This is a genomic window from Longispora fulva, from assembly GCF_015751905.1.
GTDB lineage: Bacteria > Actinomycetota > Actinomycetes > Mycobacteriales > Micromonosporaceae > Longispora > Longispora fulva.
Window position 1 is genome coordinate 6795590 of the sequence record NZ_JADOUF010000001.1, and the last position, 19511, is coordinate 6815100.

Sequence of the window (19511 nt, forward strand, 5' to 3'; positions counted from 1 at the left end):
ATGCGTCGCAAGGTCTATGTGGAGGGTTCTCGTCCCGACATCCAGGTGCCGTTCGCCGAGGTGCACCTGACCAACGACGACCCGCCGGTCCGGCTGTACGACACCTCGGGCCCCGGCTCGGACCCGGAGGTCGGCCTGCCGCAGCTCCGGGCGCACTGGATCATGGAGCGGGGCGACGTCGAGGAGGTGCCCGCCGAGGGCACCGCCACGGTCGGCCAGACGGTCCGCAAGGCCAAGGACGGCAAGCGCCCGACCCAGCTCTACTACGCGCGCCAGGGCACGGTCACGCCGGAGATGGAGTTCGTGGCGATCCGCGAGGGCGTCACGCCGGAGTTCGTCCGGGACGAGATCGCGGCCGGCCGGGCGATCATCCCGAACAACGTGAACCACGCCGAGAGTGAGCCGATGATCATCGGGTCGGCGTTCCTGGTGAAGATCAACGCGAACATCGGCACCTCGGCCGTGTCCTCCTCGATCGCCGAGGAGGTGGACAAGCTCACCTGGGCCACCAAGTGGGGCGGCGACACCGTGATGGACCTGTCCACGGGCAAGCACATCCATGCCACCCGCGAGGCGATCGTGCGCAACTCGGCGGTGCCGATCGGCACCGTGCCGATCTACCAGGCCCTGGAGAAGTGCAACGGCGACCCGCTGGGCCTGACCTGGGAGCTGTACCGCGACACGATCATCGAGCAGGCCGAGCAGGGCGTCGACTACATGACGGTGCACGCCGGGGTGCTGCTCGCCCACGTGCCGCTGGCGGCCGACCGGGTGACCGGCATCGTGTCCCGCGGCGGTTCGATCATGGCAGCGTGGTGTCTGGCCGGGCACCGGGAGAACTTCCTCTACACCCGCTACCGGGAGCTGTGCGAGATCTTCGCCCAGTACGACATCGCGTTCTCCCTGGGCGACGGCCTGCGCCCCGGCTCGATCGCGGACGCCAACGACGAGGCCCAGTTCGCCGAGCTGAAGACCCTGGGCGAGCTCACCAAGATCGCGTGGGAGTACGACGTCCAGGTCATGATCGAGGGCCCCGGGCACGTCCCGATGCACAAGATCAAGGAGAACATGGACCTGCAGAAGGAGTGGTGCATGGACGCCCCCTTCTACACCCTCGGCCCCCTGACCACCGACGTCGCGCCCGGCTACGACCACATCACCTCCGCGATCGGCGCGGCGATCATCGGCAGCATGGGCACGGCGATGCTGTGCTACGTCACGCCCAAGGAGCACCTGGGCCTGCCGAACCGCGACGACGTGAAGGCAGGCGTGATCGCGTACAAGATCGCCGCGCACGCCGCCGACCTCGCCAAGGGGCACAAGGGCGCACAGGACTGGGACGACGCGCTGTCCAAGGCCCGGTTCGAGTTCCGCTGGGAGGACCAGTTCAACCTGTCCCTGGACCCGGACACCGCCCGGGCGTTCCACGACGAGACGCTGCCGGCCACCGGGGCCAAGACGGCGCACTTCTGCTCCATGTGCGGCCCGAAGTTCTGCTCCATGAAGATCAGCGCGGAACTGAAGGAATACGCGGCGAAAGGCATGGCGGACAAGTCGGTAGAGTTCGTCAACAGCGGCGGAAAGGTCTACCTGCCGGTGGTGGCGAGCTAGGAGCTCACATGGTGGAACATCCCCTGAAGGGGCAGTTTGACGAGACCCGTGCGGTCTGGCAGCGCGCCGAGAATCCGGACGGGTCGCCCGGCCGGATCGGGGTCGCCTTCGTGGACGACCTGATCGGCATGCGCGACATGGCGGAGGAGAACGGGCCGATCTTGGTCTTCACGCCGGCGGAATGGGACGCGTTCATCGGCGGGGTGCAGGACGGCGAGTTCGACATCGAGATCGACGACGAGCAGTAGTCGCCCCGCAGGGCGACAGGCGGGAAAAAAGGAATGCCCCACCGAGGGGGTGGGGCATTCCTTCGCGTCGTTCAGTCCTGGGAGTCCTGATCCAGGACCATGTCTAGTGCCTCTTCGCGGCTACGACCCTCGACCGTGTGCAACCACACCCGGGTGAGGAAGTCGAGCCGGATCTCCTGGTCTTCGTCACGTAGCGCGACCGCCAGCTTCTCCACGATGCCTCCTGATCGCTGCCGCCGTGTTCCAGAGTAGTCGGGCGGGGGCTTTCCGGGGGAGGGTGCGAGCGGTTGAGTCGCAGGTCACCCTTACGGTCAAATCGGGTTAATTTATGCGAGGGTCCTGTGAATCCGCTCCCATCGGCGCGCACGGGTGCTCCTCGATACGTCATACTGGCAGCCGTGCGCGGCCCCCATGGCGCGTTCGGAAACTCCGGGTGCGGCGGCTCGTTTTGACCAATGCGGAGCCCGCCCGATATCATCAGCGACTGTTGTGCGACAGTTGCAAGGCGGACCCCCACGGGTACGCTTGTCGCCTATGCGCCGCCGCCGGGTCTCACGCCGGGCCAGCGGTACCCAGGCCCTAGACCCACGACGAGACAAGGTAGACCTGTGCGTACGTACAGCCCGAAGCCGGGTGAGATCGAGCGTCAGTGGCACATCATCGATGCAGCTGACGTCGTGCTTGGCCGTTTGGCGACCCACGCCGCCACTCTGCTGCGCGGCAAGCACAAGCCGACTTTCGCGCCGCACGTCGACACCGGCGACTTCGTGATCGTCATCAACGCAGGCAAGGTTGCCCTGACGGGCAACAAGCGGGCGACCAAGGTCGCCTACCGCCACTCGGGTTACCCGGGCGGTCTGCGCAAGACCTCCTACGAGGAGCTGCTGACGAAGCGCCCCGACCGGGCCGTCGAGCTCGCCGTCAAGGGCATGCTCCCGCACAACAAGCTCGGTGCGAAGCAGATCAAGAAGCTCAAGGTCTACGCGGGCGACGTGCACCCGCACGCCTCGCAGCAGCCCGTGCCTTTCGAGATTAAGCAGATCGCGCAGTGACCGAAGGAAGCAGCATGACCGAGAGCGTCGACACCGTGCTCGAAGCGGTTGTCCCGGAAGCCGTTGTCGCTGAGGCCGTTGTGGCCGAGGCCGTCGTGTCCGTGCCGAAGGCCGCCCCGCGTGGCGACCGCCCGGTGCAGACCGTGGGCCGCCGCAAGCAGGCGATCGTCCGCGTCCGCCTGGTGCCGGGCACCGGCAAGGTGACCTGCAACGGCCGCGCTCTGGAGGAGTACTTCCCGAGCAAGGTCTCCCAGCAGCTCGTCAAGGAGCCGCTGGTGATCACCGAGCGTCTCGAGAGCTTCGACGTGATCGCCAACCTCAAGGGCGGCGGCATCACCGGTCAGGCCGGCGCGCTGCGTCTCGGCATCGCCCGGGCCCTGATCGAGGTCGAGCCCGACGACCGTCCGGCCCTGAAGAAGGCCGGCTTCCTGACCCGTGACGCCCGCGTCACCGAGTCGAAGAAGTACGGTCTGAAGAAGGCCCGTAAGGCTCCGCAGTACTCGAAGCGCTAAATCTTTCTCACCACGGCCGGGCCGCCTTTTCCAAGGTTGCCCGGCCGTGGCATTTGTGTACCAGGGGAGATGTCTATGGGACGGCTGTTCGGCACCGACGGGGTTCGCGGTCTGGCCAATGCCAGCCTCACGCCCGACCTGGCTCTGCGGCTGGGCGCGTCCGCCGCGCACATCCTGAGCCAACGGGACCGGACCCATCCGCCGGTGGCGATCGTCGGCCGTGACCCCCGGGCGAGCGGGGAGATGCTGGAGGCCGCCGTCGTGGCCGGCCTGACCAGCGCCGGTGCGACCGTGGTGCGGGTCGGCGTGCTGCCGACCCCGGCCGTGGCGTTCCTGGTGGGCCAGACCCGTGCGGACCTGGGCGTGATGATCTCCGCCTCGCACAACCCGATGCCGGACAACGGGATCAAGTTCTTCGCCGCCGGCGGCCACAAGCTCGCCGACGAGCTCGAAGACGCCATCGAGGCGCACCTCGAGGAGGACTGGGTCCGGCCTACGGGTGCGAACGTGGGGCGGGTGCACGACCTGCTCGACGGGGCCGAGGCGTACATCACGCACCTGGCCGGGTCCGTGCCCGTGTCGTTGGAGGGCCTCAAGGTCGTCATCGACTGCGCGAACGGGGCGGCGTTCGAGGTGGCCCCGGAGGCGTACCGGCGGGCCGGTGCCGAGGTGATCGTCATCCACGGCGAACCCGACGGGCTGAACATCAACGAGGACTGCGGGTCGACGCACCTGGCGGACCTGCAGGCCGCCGTCCTGGAGCACGGCGCGCACGCCGGGGTCGGCCTCGACGGCGACGCCGACCGCTGCCTGGCCGTGGACGCGGACGGCACCGTGGTCGACGGCGACCAGCTGATGGCGATCATGGCGCTGTCGATGCGCGACGCCGGCACCCTGGTCAAGGACACCCTGGTCGCGACAGTGATGAGCAACCTCGGGCTGCGGATCGCGATGCGCGAGCACGGCATCACGCTGCTGGAGACCAAGGTCGGCGACCGGTACGTGCTGGAGGAGCTGCGCAACAGCGGACTGTCCCTCGGCGGCGAGCAGAGCGGACACGTGATCGTGCCGGAGTACGCGACGACGGGTGACGGGTCGCTGACCCTGCTGCAGGTGCTGGCCAGGATGGCCTCGACGGGCCGGACGCTGGCCGACCTGGCCTCGGTCGTGACGCCGCTGCCGCAGGTCCTGATCAACGTGCCGGTGGCCGACCGGGCCGCCGCCGCCGTGCACGCGGACGTGCTGGCCGCCGTGGCGGTGGCGGAGGGCGAGCTGGGCGAGTCCGGCCGGGTGCTGCTGCGCCCGTCGGGTACCGAGCAGCTGGTCCGGGTCATGGTCGAGGCGCCCAGCGCCGAGGTGGCCGGCGAGGTCGCCGAGCGGATCGCCGCCCTGGTGCGGACGTCCAGCCCGGTCTGACCCGCTGTCGGGGGCTCCGAGAACCGGCCGGTGCCGGGGCAGGTGCCACTCGTAACCGCATAGTCCTTCAGACGTCGCTCCTTCCGGGAGCGGCGTCTGTTTTGTCTCGCCAGACGGTTTCAGCCGCCTTAGCGAATGAGCAGATGAATGATGGGGATATCTGATGATCCTCGGGCGCGGAGGTGGCCGGAGTGGCTCCATTTCAATCACATGCTCTGCGCAAAGGTGCACCATTCGAGCATGCATTTTGCTTGAAACTCGGCTAGGCTTCCGGGCATGTGTGGCATCGTCGGTTATGTAGGGGGCCGTTCGGCCCTGGGTATCGTGGTGGACGGCCTGCGACGGCTGGAGTACCGGGGTTATGACTCCGCCGGCGTCGCGATCATCGAGGGCGACGTCCTCCGGTCCGTCAAGAAGGCCGGCAAGCTGGCCAACCTGGAGAAGGAGCTCGGCGAGGTCGAGCTGACCGGCTCCACCGGCATCGGGCACACCCGCTGGGCCACCCACGGCGGGCCCACCGACCGCAACGCGCACCCGCACCTGTCGACCGACGCCCGGGTCGCCGTCATCCACAACGGCATCATCGAGAACTTCGCCCACCTGCGCGCCGAGCTGACCGCCGCCGGGATCGAGTTCGCCTCCGACACCGACTCCGAGGTCGTCGCGCACCTGCTCCAGGCCGCGCTGGCCGATGGCGCCACGGACCTGACCCACGCGATGCGGACCGTCGTCGCCCGGCTGGAGGGCGCGTTCACGCTGCTCGCGGTGCGGGCCGAGGAGCCCGGCGTCGTCGTCGGGGCCCGGCGCAACTCGCCGCTCGTCGTCGGCCGGGGCGTCGGGGAGAACTTCCTGGCTTCCGACGTGTCGGCGTTCATCGAGCACACCCGCGACGCCGTCGAGCTGGGCCAGGACCAGGTCGTCACGATCACGGCCGACTCGATCGAGATCACCGACTTCGACGGTGCGGCCTCCACGGGCACCGACTTCCACGTCGACTGGGACGCCAGCGCCGCCGAGAAGGGCGGCTACGACTGGTTCATGCTCAAGGAGATCGACGAGCAGCCGCACGCGCTCGCCGACACGCTCCGGGGCCGGCTGACCGACTCGGGCGAGATCATGCTCGACGAGGTCCGGCTCACCGACCAGGACCTGCGCGACGTGGACAAGATCTTCATCGTGGCCTGCGGGACGTCGTTCAACACGGGGCTGGTCGCGAAGTACGCGATCGAGCACTGGACCCGGATTCCGTGCGAGGTGGAGCTGGCCAGCGAGTTCCGGTACCGCGACCCCGTCCTCGACCGGTCCACGCTGGTGATCGTGATCTCCCAGTCCGGCGAGACCATGGACACGATCATGGCGCTGCGGCACGCGAAGGGCCAGAAGGCCCGGGTGCTGGCCATCTGCAACACAAATGGGTCGACCATCCCGCGCGAGTCCGACGCCGTGCTCTACACCCGGGGCGGGCCCGAGGTGGCCGTCGCGTCCACCAAGGCGTTCCTCACCCAGCTCGCCGCGTGCTACCTGGTCGGGCTGCACCTGGCCCAGGTCCGCGGGGTCAAGTACGCCGACGAGGTCGGGGCCGTGCTCGCCGAGCTGCAGGCCACCCCCGACAAGGTCGCGCGGCTGCTCAGCGAGATGACCCCGGTCCGCCAGCTCGCCCGGGACCTGTCCGCCGCGCCGACCGTGCTGTTCATCGGCCGGCACGTGGGCTACCCGGTGGCGCTGGAGGGCGCGCTGAAGCTGAAGGAGCTCGCGTACATCCACGCCGAGGGCTTCGCGGCCGGCGAACTCAAGCACGGCCCGATCGCCCTGATCGACGAGGGCACCCCGGTGATCTGCGTCGTGCCGTCGCCCCGCGGCCGGAGCATCCTCCGCGACAAGATCGTGTCGAACATCCAGGAGGTCCGCGCCCGCGGCGCGCGGACGATCGTCATCGCGGAGGAGGGGGACCTCGACGTCGCCCAGTTCGCCGACGACCTGATCTACGTGCCGGCCACGCCGACCCTGCTCGCGCCACTGATGACCGCGGTGCCGATGCAGGTCCTCGCCGCCGAGATCGCCGCCACCCGGGGGCACGACGTCGACCAGCCCCGGAACCTGGCCAAGTCGGTCACCGTCGAGTAGCACGCGCTGATCGGGGCCCCGCACGCGTGACGTGTGCGGGGCCCCGTCGTGTGCGGCCCGGGCGTTCGGTCGGCAGGTCAAGAACGAAGAAACTTCAGACGGTTACGCCGCGCACCTGGGCCGGCGCGCATCGGCACTTCCGCGAGGCCTCCCAGCCCGGCCAGGGCGGGGTGCTGGGCCGGTCAGGCCGGGTCGGTGGAGGGGGCCGGGCGGGGCGGTTTCAGCCAGGCCTCCGAACCGGCCGCGTGCGGCGCCCCGATCCACGCCACCAGCGCCTCGATGAACGGCGTGAAGTCCCGCCGGCTCCGCTTGAACGTCCGACTGCTCGTGTACAGCAGCCGGGTCCTGGGCGCCCCCGTCTCCTCGGCCCGCGCGTGCAGCCGCCGGAAGTCCTTCACGTTCTCCGTGACGATGCACCGGTCGTGGGCGACCGCGTACAGATACACCTCGTCGTCGGGGAGGGACCGCAGCTCCGGGTGCTCGGCGATCGCGATGGCGTCGTGGTGCAGGGCGCGCAGGGCCCGCGCGACGGCCGGGGAGTGCATCTCGTCGAGGAGGATCTTCACGCGAGCAGCCGCTGCTCGGCCTCCCAGGCTGCCTGGGCCGCTGCGGACTCTGCGTCTGCCTGGGCGATCTCCGCGTCGATCTCCGCGGTGTGGTCCGCGTAGTACCGGATGGCTGTTCTGATCTGGGGTTGCTGCAGCGACAGGATCTCCGCGGTGGCCGTGACGGCGGCCGGGCCGCGCTCGTCGACCTCGCGGAGGACCTGGATGACCTCCCAGACGTCGGGGCCGGCGACGAGGGCCGCGCGCCGCCCGCTGGGGCCGTCCTTGAACACGATGCCCGGGTGTTCGGCGAGCCGGAGCCCCTCGTCGACGAGCCGTTGGACCAGCCCGGACACGCTCGCACCGGGGGTGCCGGCGGCGCGGCGGCGCAGTCGGGTGAGGAGCTGGTCCTCAAAACGCACAGAGAGAGGCGTGGACATGCACTACACCGTAGCGCGTTCACTACATCGCTGACCACCCTGGGCGGCGTGAGTGAAGGTCCCACCAGATGGCGCGGGGGCCACACCGGCCCCTCCCGCGACGAGGCGGAAGCAATAGGGTGAACGGCATGATTGTCGGGGTTGGGATAGACGTCGTCCTGGTCGAGCGGTTCACCGCCGCGCTGCACCGCACACCCCTGCTCGCTGAGCGGCTGTTCACCGAGTCCGAGCGGCTCACCTCCTCCGGCAATCCGCGGGCCCCGGAGTCCCTCGCCGTCCGGTTCGCCGCCAAGGAGGCTGTGGCCAAGGCGCTCGGCGCGCCGAGCGGGCTGATGTGGCACGACTGCGAGATCGTCACCGATCCCGACGGCCGGCCCTGGCTGACCGTGTCGGGGACCGTCGCGGCGGCGGCCACGGCGCGCGGGGTCGCCCGCTGGCACCTGTCCCTGTCGCACGACGGGGGGATCGCGTCGGCGATGGTGGTCGCGGAAGGGGAGCTGTGACCGGCCGGGGTGGTGGGTCGACAGGGGCGGGGCGGTCCCGTGCCCTGGGCCTGCGGCCCGGGGTTTCCGCCGGCTGCGGCGGTGCGGCGTGAGGGGCGTCTGGGGGGTCGCCGAGGTGCGGGCCGCCGAGGCCCCGTTGCTGGCCGCCGGGGTGCCGTTGATGGCCCGGGCCGCCGCCGGCCTCGCCCGCCGCTGCGCCGGGATGCTGCCGCGGGTGTACGGGGCGCGGGTCCTCCTCCTCGTCGGCTCCGGCGACAACGGCGGCGACGCGCTGTTCGCCGGCGCGCTGCTGGCCCGGCGGGGTGCGCAGGTGTCGGCGCTGCTGCTGGGCTCCCCGCTGCCGACGGGCGCTGGCGGTGCTGGGGTGGTGGGTGTGCGGGTGCATGAGGCCGGCCTGGCGGCGTTCCGGGCGGCCGGCGGCCGGGTGGTGACCTCCCCCGGCCGGCCCGACCTGGTTGTGGACGGGATCGTCGGGATCGGCGCGTCCGGCCCGTTGCGGGTCGAGCTGCCGGAGCTGCCGGACGTGCCGGTGGTGGCCGTCGACCTGCCGAGCGGGGTGGACGCCGACACCGGGCACGTGCCCGGCCGGGCGCTGCGCGCGGACGTGACCGTGACCTTCGGGGGCCTGAAGCCGGGCCTGGTGGTCGGCGAGGGCGCGCGGTACGTGGGGCAGGTCGAGGTGGTGGACATCGGGCTGACCCTGCCGCCGACCGACCTCAATATCGCGGACATGGCGGATATCTGCGCCCACTGGCCCCGGTCGCGCAGCTACGACGACAAGTACACCAGGGGCGTGGTGGGCGTGGCCGCCGGTTCGCGGCGGTACCCGGGGGCCGGCGTCCTCGCCGTCGCCGGTGCGTCGGCCGGCCCGACCGGCTACATCCGGTACGCGGGGGCAGGGGCGCACGCCGTCCGCGACCGGCACCCGCACGTCGTGGTCACCGACCGGGTGTCCGACGCCGGCCGGGTGCAGGCGTGGGTGGTCGGCCCCGGGCTGAGCCTGGACTCGCCGGCCCAGGCGGACCTGCGCACGGCGATCGCGGAGCGGGTGCCGATGTGCCTCGACGCCGACGCGCTGACCCTGGTCTCGACCCACCCGGACTGGCTCGCCGGCCGGGAGGAGCCGCTGGTGCTGACCCCGCACGACGGGGAGTACGAGCGGCTGGCCGGTGCCCCGCCCGGCCCCGACCGGGTGGCCGCCGCGCGGGGCCTGGCGAAGGCGATGGACGCCACGGTGCTGCTCAAGGGCCCCCGGACCGTCATCGCGGCCCCGGACGGCACGGCGTTCGTCAACCCGACCGGCACCCGGGCCCTGGCCACGGCAGGTACGGGCGACGTCCTGGCCGGGCTGCTGGGTTCGCTGCTGGCCGGCGGGGTGGAGCCGACATGGGCGGCGGTGTGCGCGGCGTACGTGCACGGACTCGCCGGGCAACACGCCGCGCGCGGCGGCCCGGTGACGGCGTCCGACGTGGCCGGCGCGCTCCGGGAAGTGGTCGCCGAGGTGCTCAGCTACGGTTAACGGCATGTGGCAGGCCGAGGCGAGCATCGAGTTGGGCGCGATCCGGGCCAACGTGGCGCGGGTGTGCTCCGGCACGTCGGCGGAGGTCATGGCGGTCGTGAAGGCCGACGGGTACGGGCACGGGGCCGTCCCGGTGGCCCGCGCGGCCCTGGAGGCCGGCGCGACCCGGCTGGGCGTCGCCACCCTGTCCGAGGCCCTGGAGCTGCGCGACGCCGGGATCACGGCCCCGGTCCTGGCCTGGCTGCTGGCCCCCGGTCAGCCCCGGGAGCAGGCCGTCGCCGCCGACGTCGAGCTGTCGGCGGCCTCTCTGACGGAGCTGGCCGAGGTGGCCGCCGGGGCCGTGACGGTCGGCCGGACCGCCCGCCTGCACCTGAAGGTCGACACCGGGCTGGGCCGGGGCGGCGCGCAGCCCCGCGACTGGCTGGAGCTGGTCGAGGCGGCGGCGAAGGCCGAGGCCACCGGGTTCGTCGAGGTCGTGGGCGTGTGGAGCCACTTCGCGTGCTCGGATGAACCCGAGCACCCGGCGAATGATTCCCAGCTCGAACGGTTCGCCTGGGCACTGGACGTCGCGGCCACCGCCGGCCTGCGCCCCACCCAGCGGCACATCGCCAACTCGGCGGCGATCCTGACCCGGCCGGACGCGCACTACGACGTGGTCCGCCTGGGCGTCGCGATGTACGGGCTGACCCCGATCGCCGGCCGGGACTTCGGCCTGCGCCCCGCGATGACCGTGCGGGCCAGGGTCGCGCTCACCAAGCGGGTACCGGCCGGCCACGGGGTGTCCTACGGCCTGACCTACACCGCGCCGGCGGAGACGACGCTGGCGCTGGTACCCCTCGGATATTTCGACGGGTTGCCCCGGGCCGCGTCCAACGTCGGTCCGGTGCAGCTCGGCGGGGTCCGGCGCACGATCGCCGGCCGGGTGGCGATGGACCAGTTCGTGCTCGACTGTGGCGACGACGACGTGCACGCCGGGGACATCGCGGTCCTGTTCGGACCGGGCGACGACGGTGAGCCGACGGCCGACGACTGGGCCGACGTCCTGCACACGATCAACTACGAGGTGCTGACCAACTTCGGCAGCCAGCGCCGCATCCCCCGGGTGTACAGGTGACCCCGCGCGACCCGGCAGCGCCGCGCCTGCCGGCCGTCCCCTGTGGGGCGCCCGCCCGCGCCCGGACCACCGGGGTGCCCGCATGAGCCGGAAGAACAAGGTCGGGGTCATCGGCGCGCTCCTCGGTGTCGCCGCCGCCGGTGTCGCCGCGGGGGTGGCCGCCGAGCGCGTCCTGGTCCGCCGCACGCGCCGGGTGGCGGAGGACCCGTGCGCCGGCGAGCCGTTCGACCGGCTGCCGTTCGACGAGCAGCGCACGATCGTCACCGAGGACGACGTCGACATCTACGTGGAGATCTGCAAGGCGGACAAGCCCCGCAAGGGCGAGCCGACCCTCCTGTTCGTGCACGGCTTCTGCCTGGACATGGGCACGTTCCACTTCCAGCGCAGGGCGCTGTGGCGGCGGTACCGGATGGTGTTCTTCGACCAGCCGGGGCACGGCCGTTCCGGGCGGCTCGCCGCTGGCGACTACGACCTGGCCGCGCTGGCGGCGACCCTGCGCCGGGTGATCGAGGAGACCGTGCCGACCGGCCCGGTCGTGCTGGTCGGGCACTCGATGGGCGCGATGGCCATCATGGCGCTGGCGGAGCAGTGGCCGGAGCTGATCCGGAAGCGGATCGTCGGCGTGGCCCTGGTCAACACGTCGTCCGGCAAGTTGGACGAGGTGACGTTCGGGCTGCCGGCATTGCTCGGGGTGCTCCGCAAGCCGATCCTGCCGGTGATCTCGACGGCCGGCCGGCTGACCCCGGGTGCGATCGACAAGGCCCGCCGGGCGTCGACGGACCTGTTCTGGCTGCTGACCCGCAAGTACGGCTTCGGGAGCGCCAAGCCCAGCCCGGCCCTGGTCTCCTACGTGGAGCGGATGATCTCCCGCACCTCGGTGGAGATCATCGCCGGGTACCTCAAGACGCTGATGAGCCACTCCCGGGCCGAGGCGCTGGTCGCCTTCGCCGACAAGGAGGTGCTGGTCGTGGCGGGGGACAAGGACCTGTTCACGCCGCGTACCCATGGGGAGGAGATCGTGAGGCTGCTGCCGCACGCCGAGTTCGTGGCGATCGCCGACGGCGGGCACCTGGCGCTCCTGGAGCACCCGGTGCCGGTCACCGAGGCCCTGACCGAGCTGCTGAGCCGGGTGTCGCGGCGTGACCGGTGACTGGGACGACCTGACGGCCCGGATCAGGGCCTGCGTCCTCTGCAAGGATCTCGTCGCCTCCCGCAACACCGTCGTGCCGGGCGAGCCGGGCATGTTCACCCGCCGGCTCGCCGTCGTCGGCGAGGCCCCCGGGGCCCAGGAGGACGCCGCCGGCCGGCCGTTCGTCGGCCTGTCCGGCCAGCTCCTCGACCAGTTGCTCGCCGACGCCGGCCTGGCCAGGCACGAGACGGCGGTCCTCAGCGCGATCAAGTGCCGGCCGCCGGGCAACCGCACGCCCCGGGCCGCGGAGGTGGACAACTGTCGGCCCTGGTTGGCGGCCCAGCTGGACCTGCTCAACCCCCGTCTGATCGTGGCGCTGGGGCTGACCGCGGCGACATGGTTCCTGGGACCCAGGACTACCCTGGCTGGGGTGCGTGGAGTGGTGCACGAGGTCGACGGGCGTTCCGTGGTCGCGACCTACCACCCGTCGGCCGCCATCCGGTTCGGCCCGAACGGCAAGCCCCTCGCCGCGCTCCGAGACGACCTGGCCCTGGCCGCCCGACTGCTGGGAGACGCGCTGTGAGCGAGCACGTTCTGGTGAAACTTCCGACCGTGGACGACACCCGGGCGTTCGGCGTCCGGTTAGCCCTCTACCTCCAGCCCGGTGACCTGCTCGTGCTCACCGGGCCGCTCGGCGCGGGCAAGACGGCGCTCGCCCAGGGCGTCGGTACCGGGCTCGGGGTGTCCGGCGCGGTGACCAGCCCGACGTTCGTGATCGCCCGGGTGCACCCGGGGCCGCTGCCGATGGTGCACGTGGACGCCTACCGGCTCGGCTCGATCGGCGAGGTGGACGACCTGGACCTCGATGCCACCCAGGAGGAGGCGGTCACCGTGGTCGAGTGGGGGCACGGGCTGGTGGAGCGGATGGTCGAGGAGTACCTGGAGATCCGGATCGACCGGCTGGACGACGACACCCGGATCATGACGCTGGAGCCGCACGGCGACTCCTGGACGGAGAGGCTGACCAGTGCTGACCTTGGTGATTGACACGGCGACCCCGGCGGTGACGGCGGGCGTGCTCGAGGTCGGGGAGTCGGTGACCGTGCTGGCCGAGAAGGTCACGGTCAACGGCAAGGCGCACGGCGAGCTGCTCGCCCCGTCGATCCGGCTGGCCCTGTCCGAGGCCGGGTTCGTGACGAAGGACCTGAAGGCGATCGTCGCCGGGGTGGGTCCGGGGCCGTTCACCGGTCTGCGGGTCGGGCTGGTCACGGCGACGGCCCTGGGCCACGCGCTGGGCATCCCGACCTACGCCGTCGGCACCCTCGACGCGTTGGGCCACGGCACCGCCGGCCGCCTGCTGGTGGCGACCGACGCGCGCCGCAAGGAGCTCTACTTCGGGGTGTACGCCGACGGCGTCCCCGTCTCTGGCCCCTCCGTCGCCAAGCCGGCCGACATCTCCGGCGACTACGAGGCCGCGGTGGGCGCTGGCGCGCACCTGTACCCGCTGGGCGTGCCGGTGCTCGACGAGCCGCTGTACCCGTCGGTGCGCGCGTTCGGCGAGCTGGCCGCCGAGCGGATCCGGTCGGGGGCGCCGGACGAGAAGCTGACCCCGCTCTACCTGCGCCGGCCGGACGCCGTGCCGCCCGGTGCGCCTAGAACTCCACGGGGGTGAAGTCCCACGAGTGCGGCGGCCGGGCCACGAGTCGGGCCGGCGGGCTCGGCAGCGGGGCCGGCAGTCCGCGCCACCGCGACAGCCACACGATCCGGTCGTCGGTGGAGCTGAACACCTCACTGTCCAGATGGGACGGGTGGTGCTCGACGTTGGGGACGGCGTACTCACAGATCCAGGCCAGCAGCTCCTCGAACCCGTCCGGCTGGGCCCTGACCTCCCACATGCGCACCATCACGTCTGTTGACACTAGGGCCGCCCCCTCAGCATGACCAGAGCGTCTTTGCCGCTCGGCTGGTAGTAGCGTTTGCGGACCCCGACGGTCTCGAAGCCGTACTTCGCGTAGAGGTGCTGGGCCGGGTTGTCCGAGGCGACCTCCAGGCCCACCGTCCGGTCGCCGGCAGCGGCGAGCAGGTCCTCCAGGAGCAGCCGGCCGACCCCCTGGCCCTGACTCGCCGCCCGGACCGCGATGTTCTGCACCCAGGCCTCGGTCTCGTCGACGACGGCCAGCCCTGCGTACCCGATCAGCTCGCCGTCGCGGATCGCCGCCCGGTAGTGGTGGTTCTCGTCCAGCTCGCTCTGCACCATCCAGCGGCTCCAGGCCTCCGCTCCGAACAGCTCCTTCTCGATGACGAGAACGGCCGGCACGTGGTCGCGGGTGAGTGGTACGAGGTGCACTGGTCCCATCCTCAGATCGTAAGCACCACCTTGCCCCGGGTCCGACCGGTGGCCACCAGCTCGTGCGCCTTGGTCACATCCTCCAGGGCGAGCACCTCCGCGACCTCGACCCGCAGCGCCCCGGCGTCGACCAGCGCGGTGAGGCGGCGCAGCCCGGGGCCGTCGGGGAACACCAGGTGCCCGGTGGCGCGGACCCCGGCCCTGTCCGCGGCCTCGGCCATCTCGGCGGTCAGCCCCGCGGGCAGGGTCACCAGGACGCCGCCCGGGGCGAGCGTCGCGACCAGGGCCGGGTCGTTCATCCCGTCGAGGACCACGTCGACGGTGATCCGGTCCAGCCAGCCGGGTTCGGTGTAGTCGACGGGCTCGTCCACGCCGATCGAGCGGAGGAAGTCGTGGTTGGCGGCCCGGCCGGTGCCGATCACGTACGCGCCCCGCGCCTTCGCCAGCTGCACGGCGAGGTGACCGACCCCACCTGCGGCGGCGTGCACGAGCACCCGGGTTCCGGCGGTGACTCCGGCCAGGTCGAGGGACTGCTGGGCCGTGAGCCCGGCCAGGGGCAGCGCGGCGGCGGCCGTGTGGTCGAGCCCGGCCGGCCGGGCCGCGATGGTGTCGACCGGGGCGGTGACGTACTCCGCGTAGCCGCCGACCAGGTCGGGGAACCGGGGCATGCCGTAGACCTCGTCGCCGGGCGCGAATGCCGTGACCCCCTCGCCGACGGATTCGACGGTGCCGGAGACGTCCCAGCCCCACACGTACGGGCCGTCGTCGAACCAGTCGGGGATGTGGCCGGCGTGCGCCTTCCAGTCGACCGGGTTCACCCCGGCCGCCGCCACCCTGATCAGCACCTCGCCGGCGGCGGGGGTGGGGACGGGCAGGTCCACCAGGGTGATCGTCTCGCCGTACTTCCGGGCCTGCATCGCACGCATCTCGTGCTCCTCTCGTTCCGAACCCATCCTGATTGAGCAGGTTTCCGTTGGGAAGTAGGCAGCTTTTTGTGCTATAGGTACCTGATGGAAACCGACTGCGGAGTGACCTGGCACGACAGCTTCCTCAAGGCGTGCCCCTCGCGACAGGTGCTCGACATGATCGCGGACAAGTGGGCGCTGCTGGCGATCTGCGCGCTCACCGACGGCCCGATGCGCTTCGGCGAGCTGCGCCGCCGGCTCGACGGGATCAGCCAGAAGGTGCTCACCCAGACGCTGCGCACCCTGGAGCGCGACGGCCTGGTGCACCGCCGGGTGTATCCGACCACCCCGCCCAAGGTGGAGTACTCGCTGGCGGCCCTCGGCCACAGCGTGCTCGGCCTCACGGTCCAGCTGCGGGCCTGGGCCGAGGAGCACACGTCCGCCGTGGAGGCGGCGAGGGTGGCGTACGACGAGCGGGAACTGGTAGCGGTGTAACCGCCGTTCGCTCCTTACGCGTCACACCAAAAACCGGAGGCGATCACGGGCGGCGCCGCGTAGCGTCGGGAACGCCATGCGAAAACTTCCCGAAGCCGATCCCGGCGAACCCGATGTCCGTTCGGCCACCCGCTACCTCTGGTGGGTGGTCCGTATGCAGGGCTCGGCGATCGCCGGCCTGGTGGCCTTCGGCATCGTCTGGATGGTCGCCCAGTCCCTGCTGCCCTACACCGTCGGCAAGGCCATCGACAAGATCGGGGCCAAGGACATGTCCGGCCTCCTGACCTGGACCGGCATGATCCTGGCCCTCGGCCTCGTGGTCGTGTTCTCCGGCCTGGCCAGGCACCGGTTCGCCGTGACGAACTGGCTGTCGGCCGCCTACCGCACGATCCAGGTCACCGGCCGGCAGGCCACCCGGCTCGGCGCGACGCTGCCGAAGCGGCTCGCCGCCGGCGAGGTCGTCGCGGTCGGCAACTCCGACGTGTCCCGGATCGGCAGCGCGATCGACGTGCTCGGCCGGGGCAGTGGGGCCGTGATCGCCATCTTCGTGGTCGCGTCGATCATGCTCAGCACCTCGGTCAAGCTCGGCCTGCTGGTGCTCGTCGGGGTGCCGCTGCTGTTGTCGCTGATCGGGCCGCTGTTCCGCCCGCTGCACCGCCGGCAGAGCGCCCAGCGCGAGCTGTACGGCGGCCTGACCTCCCGGGCCAACGACATCGTCGCCGGGCTGCGCGTGCTGCGCGGGGTGGGCGGCGAGCAGGCGTTCAACGAGCGCTACCGGGCCGAGTCCCAGCGGGTCCGGCACTCCGGGGTCCGGGTGGGCAGGGTCCAGTCGCTGCTGGAGGCCGCCCAGTTCCTGATCCCCGGCGTGTTCCTGGTGGTCGTCACCTGGGTGGGGGCCCGCCTGGCCCTCGCAGGCGACGTGACCCCTGGCCAACTGGTCTCCTTCTACGGGTACGCGGCGTTCATGGTCACGCCGATGCGCACCCTGACCGAGGTCGCCGACAAGATGATCAAGGCGAATGTCGCGGCCAAGCGGGTCGTCCGGATCCTCAGCCTCGAGCCGGAGATCGTCTCCGGCGGTGACGCCGTCCTGCCGACCAGCGGCGAGTTGCACGACCCCGAGTCGGGCACCGTCGTCGGCCCCGGCCGGTTGACCGCGATCGCCGCGGCGACACCGGAGGAGGCCGCTGCGATCGCCGACCGGCTCGGCCGGTACACGGACAGCGCCGCGACCTGGGGCGGCGTCCCCCTCCGCGACGCGCCCCTCGCCGCGGTCCGGGAGCGGATCCTTGTCGCCGACAACGAGTCGTTGATCTTCGCGGGTGAGCTGCGCGCCGAGCTGGACCCGACCGGCACGGCCGACGACGCGACCCTCGACGACGCGCTGCACGTGGCGAGCGCCGCCGACATCGTCGAGGCGCTCCCCGGCGGCCTGACCGAGGACGTCGCCCAGCGCGGCCGGTCGTTCTCCGGCGGCCAGCAGCAGCGGCTCCGGCTGGTCCGGGCCCTGCTCCTCGATCCGGACGTCCTGCTCCTGGTCGAGCCGACCAGTGCGGTCGACGCGCACACCGAGGCCAGGATCGCCGACCGGCTGCGGGGCGCCCGCGAGGGCCGCACGACCGTGGTGTGCACGACGAGCCCGCTGATGCTCGACCGCGCCGACCGGGTCCTCTACGTGGAGGACGGCAAGGTGGTCGCCGAGGGCGCGCACCACGAGCTGCTGAAGACCGAGCCCAGGTATCTGGCGACTGTGACGAGAGGTGAGGCGTGAAACAGCTCCTGCCGATCGCGGACGGTCCCGAGGTCCGGCGCTACGCGCTGGTCCTGATGCGCCGGCACCCGGGCGACCTGCTCCTGACCGTCGGGCTCTACGCCGCGGCGGCCGTGTCGGGCCTGTTCGCGCCCCGGCTGCTCGGCGACCTCGTGGGCGAGGTGTCGAAGCACGGCAGCAAGGTCACCGTGGACAGGATCGCGATCGCCATCGCGGCGTTCCTCGTGGTCCAGGCCCTCCTGATCCGGTACGCGCGGCTGGCCAGCGCCAAGTTCGGCGAGAAGATGCTCGCCGAGCTGCGCGAGGACTTCATCGAGCAGACCCTGGCGCTGCCGCTGTCCACGGTCGAGAAGGCCGGCTCGGGCGACCTGCTGACCCGCAGTTCGCGGGACGTGGACGAGATGTCGGAGGCCGTGCGGTACGCGGTGCCGGCCACCCTCGTCGCCATCGTCACGGTGCTGCTCACGATCGGCGCGCTGGCCCTGGTCAGCCCGATCATGGCCCTGCCCTGGCTGGTCACGGTCCCGCTGCTGTACTTCGGCACCCGCTGGTACCTCAAGCGGGCCACCCCGGGCTACCTGCGCGAGAACGCGGCGTACGCGGCGATCAACGACAACCTCGCCGAGACCGTCGAGGGCGCGCGCACCGTCGAGGCCCTGCGCCTCGCCGACCGGCGCCGCGACAGGCTGGACGACGCGCTGAAGGAGTCCTGGGCGGCGGAGCGGTACACGCTCTGGCTGCGCAGCGTGTGGTTCCCGATCGTCGAGTTCGGTTACGTGCTGCCGGTCGCGGCCACCGCGTTGGGCGCCGGCATCTTCTACGTCAACGACCTGGTCACCCTGCCGCAGGCCGTGGCCGGCGTGCTCTACATCCAGCAGCTGATCAACCCGCTGGACGAGCTGCTCAGCTGGCTCGACCGGCTCCAGGTCGGCGGCGTGTCCCTGGCCCGGCTGCTCGGCGTCGCCCAGGTGCCGGCCGACCGGGAGGCCACCGGCAAGGTCCCGATCGGCTCGGACATCGAGGCCCGCGACGTGCGGTACTCGTACGGCACCCGCGACGTCCTGCACGGCATCGACCTGGAGGTCCGCCCCGGCGAGCGGCTGGCCATGGTCGGCCCGTCCGGGGCCGGCAAGTCGACCCTCGGCCGGCTGCTGGCCGGCATCCACGGGCCCCGGACCGGCTCGGTGGACGTCGGCGCCGTGCCGCTGATCGAGCTGCCGCTGAACGAGCTGCGTGGCCAGGTCGCCCTGGTCACCCAGGAGCACCACGTCTTCCTCGGCACGGTGTCGGAGAACGTGGCGCTGGCCCGCCCCGACGCCGGCGACGACCAGATCAACGCCGCGTTGGCCGCCGTCGACGCCCTGGACTGGGTGCGCGCGCTGCCCGACGGGCTGGAGACCAAGGTCGGCTCCGGGGAGCACGCCCTGTCCCCTGCGGAGGCCCAGCAGATCGCGCTGGCCCGGCTGGTGCTGGCCGACCCGCACACCCTGGTGTTGGACGAGGCGACCTCGCTGCTCGACCCGAGGGCGGCCCGGCACCTGGAGCGCTCGCTGGCGGCCGTGCTGGAGGGCCGGACCGTGATCGCCATCGCGCACCGGCTGCACACCGCGCACGACGCCGACCGGGTCGCGGTGGTCGAGGACGGCCTGATCTCGGAGCTGGGCAGCCATCATGAGCTGGTCGCCGCCGACGGAGCGTACGCGGCGCTGTGGAGTTCCTGGCACGGCGGCAAGAACGGCGGGTAGGCCGCTACGCTGTGTCCCGCCGGGGGTTGCGCGAC

22 protein-coding genes are annotated in these 19511 nt (G+C 71.7%); 16 read left to right on the forward strand and 6 right to left on the reverse strand.

What is annotated here, in order from left to right; translation table 11 throughout:
* Both thiC and IW245_RS31215 read left to right on the forward strand, forming a co-directional pair.
* On the forward strand, positions 1–1611 hold the full coding sequence (gene thiC / locus IW245_RS31210) for a phosphomethylpyrimidine synthase ThiC (RefSeq protein WP_197006699.1): 1611 nt from the start codon (positions 1–3) through the stop codon (positions 1609–1611).
* Between the two features lie 8 nt (positions 1612–1619).
* On the forward strand, positions 1620–1859 hold the full coding sequence (locus IW245_RS31215) for a DUF397 domain-containing protein (RefSeq protein WP_197006700.1): 240 nt from the start codon (positions 1620–1622) through the stop codon (positions 1857–1859).
* Positions 1860–1930: 71 nt separating this feature from the next.
* Here IW245_RS31215 and IW245_RS31220 read toward each other — a convergent pair whose 3' ends face one another.
* The gene (locus IW245_RS31220) at positions 1931–2074 is read right to left on the reverse strand and encodes a hypothetical protein (protein ID WP_197006701.1); all 144 of its coding nucleotides are present in this window, start codon (positions 2072–2074) and stop codon (positions 1931–1933) included.
* 393 nt (positions 2075–2467) lie between these two features.
* Here IW245_RS31220 and rplM point away from each other — a divergent pair, with 393 nt between their 5' ends.
* The 4 genes from rplM to glmS all read left to right on the forward strand — a co-directional run bounded on the left by rplM (position 2468) and on the right by glmS (position 6963).
* Positions 2468–2911: a 50S ribosomal protein L13 gene (gene rplM / locus IW245_RS31225; protein ID WP_197006702.1), complete on the forward strand. Its 444-nt coding sequence runs from the start codon at positions 2468–2470 to the stop codon at positions 2909–2911.
* Positions 2912–2925: 14 nt separating this feature from the next.
* On the forward strand, positions 2926–3423 hold the full coding sequence (gene rpsI, locus IW245_RS31230) for a 30S ribosomal protein S9 (RefSeq protein ID WP_197006703.1): 498 nt from the start codon (positions 2926–2928) through the stop codon (positions 3421–3423).
* Between the two features lie 75 nt (positions 3424–3498).
* Positions 3499–4839, forward strand: coding sequence for a phosphoglucosamine mutase (glmM, locus tag IW245_RS31235; protein ID WP_197006704.1), 1341 nt, complete (start codon positions 3499–3501; stop codon positions 4837–4839).
* A gap of 276 nt (positions 4840–5115) precedes the next feature.
* Positions 5116–6963 carry a glutamine--fructose-6-phosphate transaminase (isomerizing) gene (gene glmS / locus IW245_RS31240; RefSeq protein ID WP_197006705.1) on the forward strand — a complete coding sequence of 616 codons (1848 nt, stop codon included), beginning with the start codon at positions 5116–5118 and terminating at the stop codon, positions 6961–6963.
* Between the two features lie 182 nt (positions 6964–7145).
* Here glmS and IW245_RS31245 read toward each other — a convergent pair whose 3' ends face one another.
* Both IW245_RS31245 and IW245_RS31250 read right to left on the reverse strand, forming a co-directional pair.
* A complete protein-coding gene (locus IW245_RS31245; protein WP_197006706.1) occupies positions 7146–7529 on the reverse strand; it encodes a DUF5615 family PIN-like protein in 384 nt (127 codons plus the stop codon).
* Positions 7526–7948, reverse strand: coding sequence for a hypothetical protein (locus tag IW245_RS31250; protein WP_197006707.1), 423 nt, complete (start codon positions 7946–7948; stop codon positions 7526–7528). Before IW245_RS31250 ends, IW245_RS31245 begins: the two co-directional genes overlap by 4 nt.
* Positions 7949–8076: 128 nt before the next feature.
* Here IW245_RS31250 and IW245_RS31255 point away from each other — a divergent pair, with 128 nt between their 5' ends.
* From IW245_RS31255 to tsaB, 7 genes are all read left to right on the forward strand, one after another.
* Positions 8077–8451 (forward strand): holo-ACP synthase, encoded by a 375-nt coding sequence (locus IW245_RS31255; protein ID WP_197006708.1) that lies wholly within the window; start codon positions 8077–8079, stop codon positions 8449–8451.
* Between the two features lie 88 nt (positions 8452–8539).
* Complete coding sequence (locus IW245_RS31260; protein WP_197006709.1) at positions 8540–9970, forward strand: NAD(P)H-hydrate dehydratase; 1431 nt, start codon at positions 8540–8542, stop codon at positions 9968–9970.
* A 4-nt stretch (positions 9971–9974) separates the two neighbouring features.
* Positions 9975–11084 (forward strand): alanine racemase, encoded by a 1110-nt coding sequence (alr, locus tag IW245_RS31265; protein ID WP_197006710.1) that lies wholly within the window; start codon positions 9975–9977, stop codon positions 11082–11084.
* An 82-nt stretch (positions 11085–11166) separates the two neighbouring features.
* Positions 11167–12234: an alpha/beta fold hydrolase gene (locus IW245_RS31270; protein ID WP_197006711.1), complete on the forward strand. Its 1068-nt coding sequence runs from the start codon at positions 11167–11169 to the stop codon at positions 12232–12234.
* The gene (locus IW245_RS31275; RefSeq protein WP_197006712.1) at positions 12224–12796 is read left to right on the forward strand and encodes a uracil-DNA glycosylase; all 573 of its coding nucleotides are present in this window, start codon (positions 12224–12226) and stop codon (positions 12794–12796) included. Before IW245_RS31270 ends, IW245_RS31275 begins: the two co-directional genes overlap by 11 nt.
* Positions 12793–13260, forward strand: coding sequence for a tRNA (adenosine(37)-N6)-threonylcarbamoyltransferase complex ATPase subunit type 1 TsaE (gene tsaE / locus IW245_RS31280; protein WP_233472766.1), 468 nt, complete (start codon positions 12793–12795; stop codon positions 13258–13260). Before IW245_RS31275 ends, tsaE begins: the two co-directional genes overlap by 4 nt.
* Positions 13241–13885, forward strand: coding sequence for a tRNA (adenosine(37)-N6)-threonylcarbamoyltransferase complex dimerization subunit type 1 TsaB (tsaB, locus tag IW245_RS31285; RefSeq protein ID WP_197006713.1), 645 nt, complete (start codon positions 13241–13243; stop codon positions 13883–13885). The genes tsaE and tsaB overlap by 20 nt, the downstream gene beginning before the upstream one ends.
* On the opposite strand, the gene IW245_RS31290 is transcribed toward tsaB, so the two are convergent.
* The 3 genes from IW245_RS31290 to IW245_RS31300 are packed head-to-tail and all read right to left on the reverse strand — an operon-like array spanning position 13866 to position 15486.
* Positions 13866–14120: a hypothetical protein gene (locus IW245_RS31290; protein WP_197006714.1), complete on the reverse strand. Its 255-nt coding sequence runs from the start codon at positions 14118–14120 to the stop codon at positions 13866–13868. The genes tsaB and IW245_RS31290 overlap by 20 nt on opposite strands.
* A gap of 11 nt (positions 14121–14131) precedes the next feature.
* Entirely contained in the window at positions 14132–14569 is a 438-nt protein-coding gene (gene rimI, locus IW245_RS31295) for a ribosomal protein S18-alanine N-acetyltransferase (protein WP_197006715.1), read from the reverse strand.
* A gap of 2 nt (positions 14570–14571) precedes the next feature.
* The gene (locus IW245_RS31300; protein ID WP_197006716.1) at positions 14572–15486 is read right to left on the reverse strand and encodes an NADP-dependent oxidoreductase; all 915 of its coding nucleotides are present in this window, start codon (positions 15484–15486) and stop codon (positions 14572–14574) included.
* 84 nt (positions 15487–15570) lie between these two features.
* On the opposite strand from IW245_RS31300, the gene IW245_RS31305 reads away from it, so the two are divergent.
* The 3 genes from IW245_RS31305 to IW245_RS31315 all read left to right on the forward strand — a co-directional run bounded on the left by IW245_RS31305 (position 15571) and on the right by IW245_RS31315 (position 19476).
* Entirely contained in the window at positions 15571–15960 is a 390-nt protein-coding gene (locus IW245_RS31305) for a winged helix-turn-helix transcriptional regulator (protein WP_197006717.1), read from the forward strand.
* 76 nt (positions 15961–16036) lie between these two features.
* Complete coding sequence (locus IW245_RS31310) at positions 16037–17731, forward strand: ABC transporter transmembrane domain-containing protein (protein WP_197006718.1); 1695 nt, start codon at positions 16037–16039, stop codon at positions 17729–17731.
* Positions 17728–19476 carry an ABC transporter ATP-binding protein gene (locus IW245_RS31315; RefSeq protein WP_197006719.1) on the forward strand — a complete coding sequence of 583 codons (1749 nt, stop codon included), beginning with the start codon at positions 17728–17730 and terminating at the stop codon, positions 19474–19476. The genes IW245_RS31310 and IW245_RS31315 overlap by 4 nt, the downstream gene beginning before the upstream one ends.
* Positions 19477–19511 lie beyond the last annotated feature (35 nt).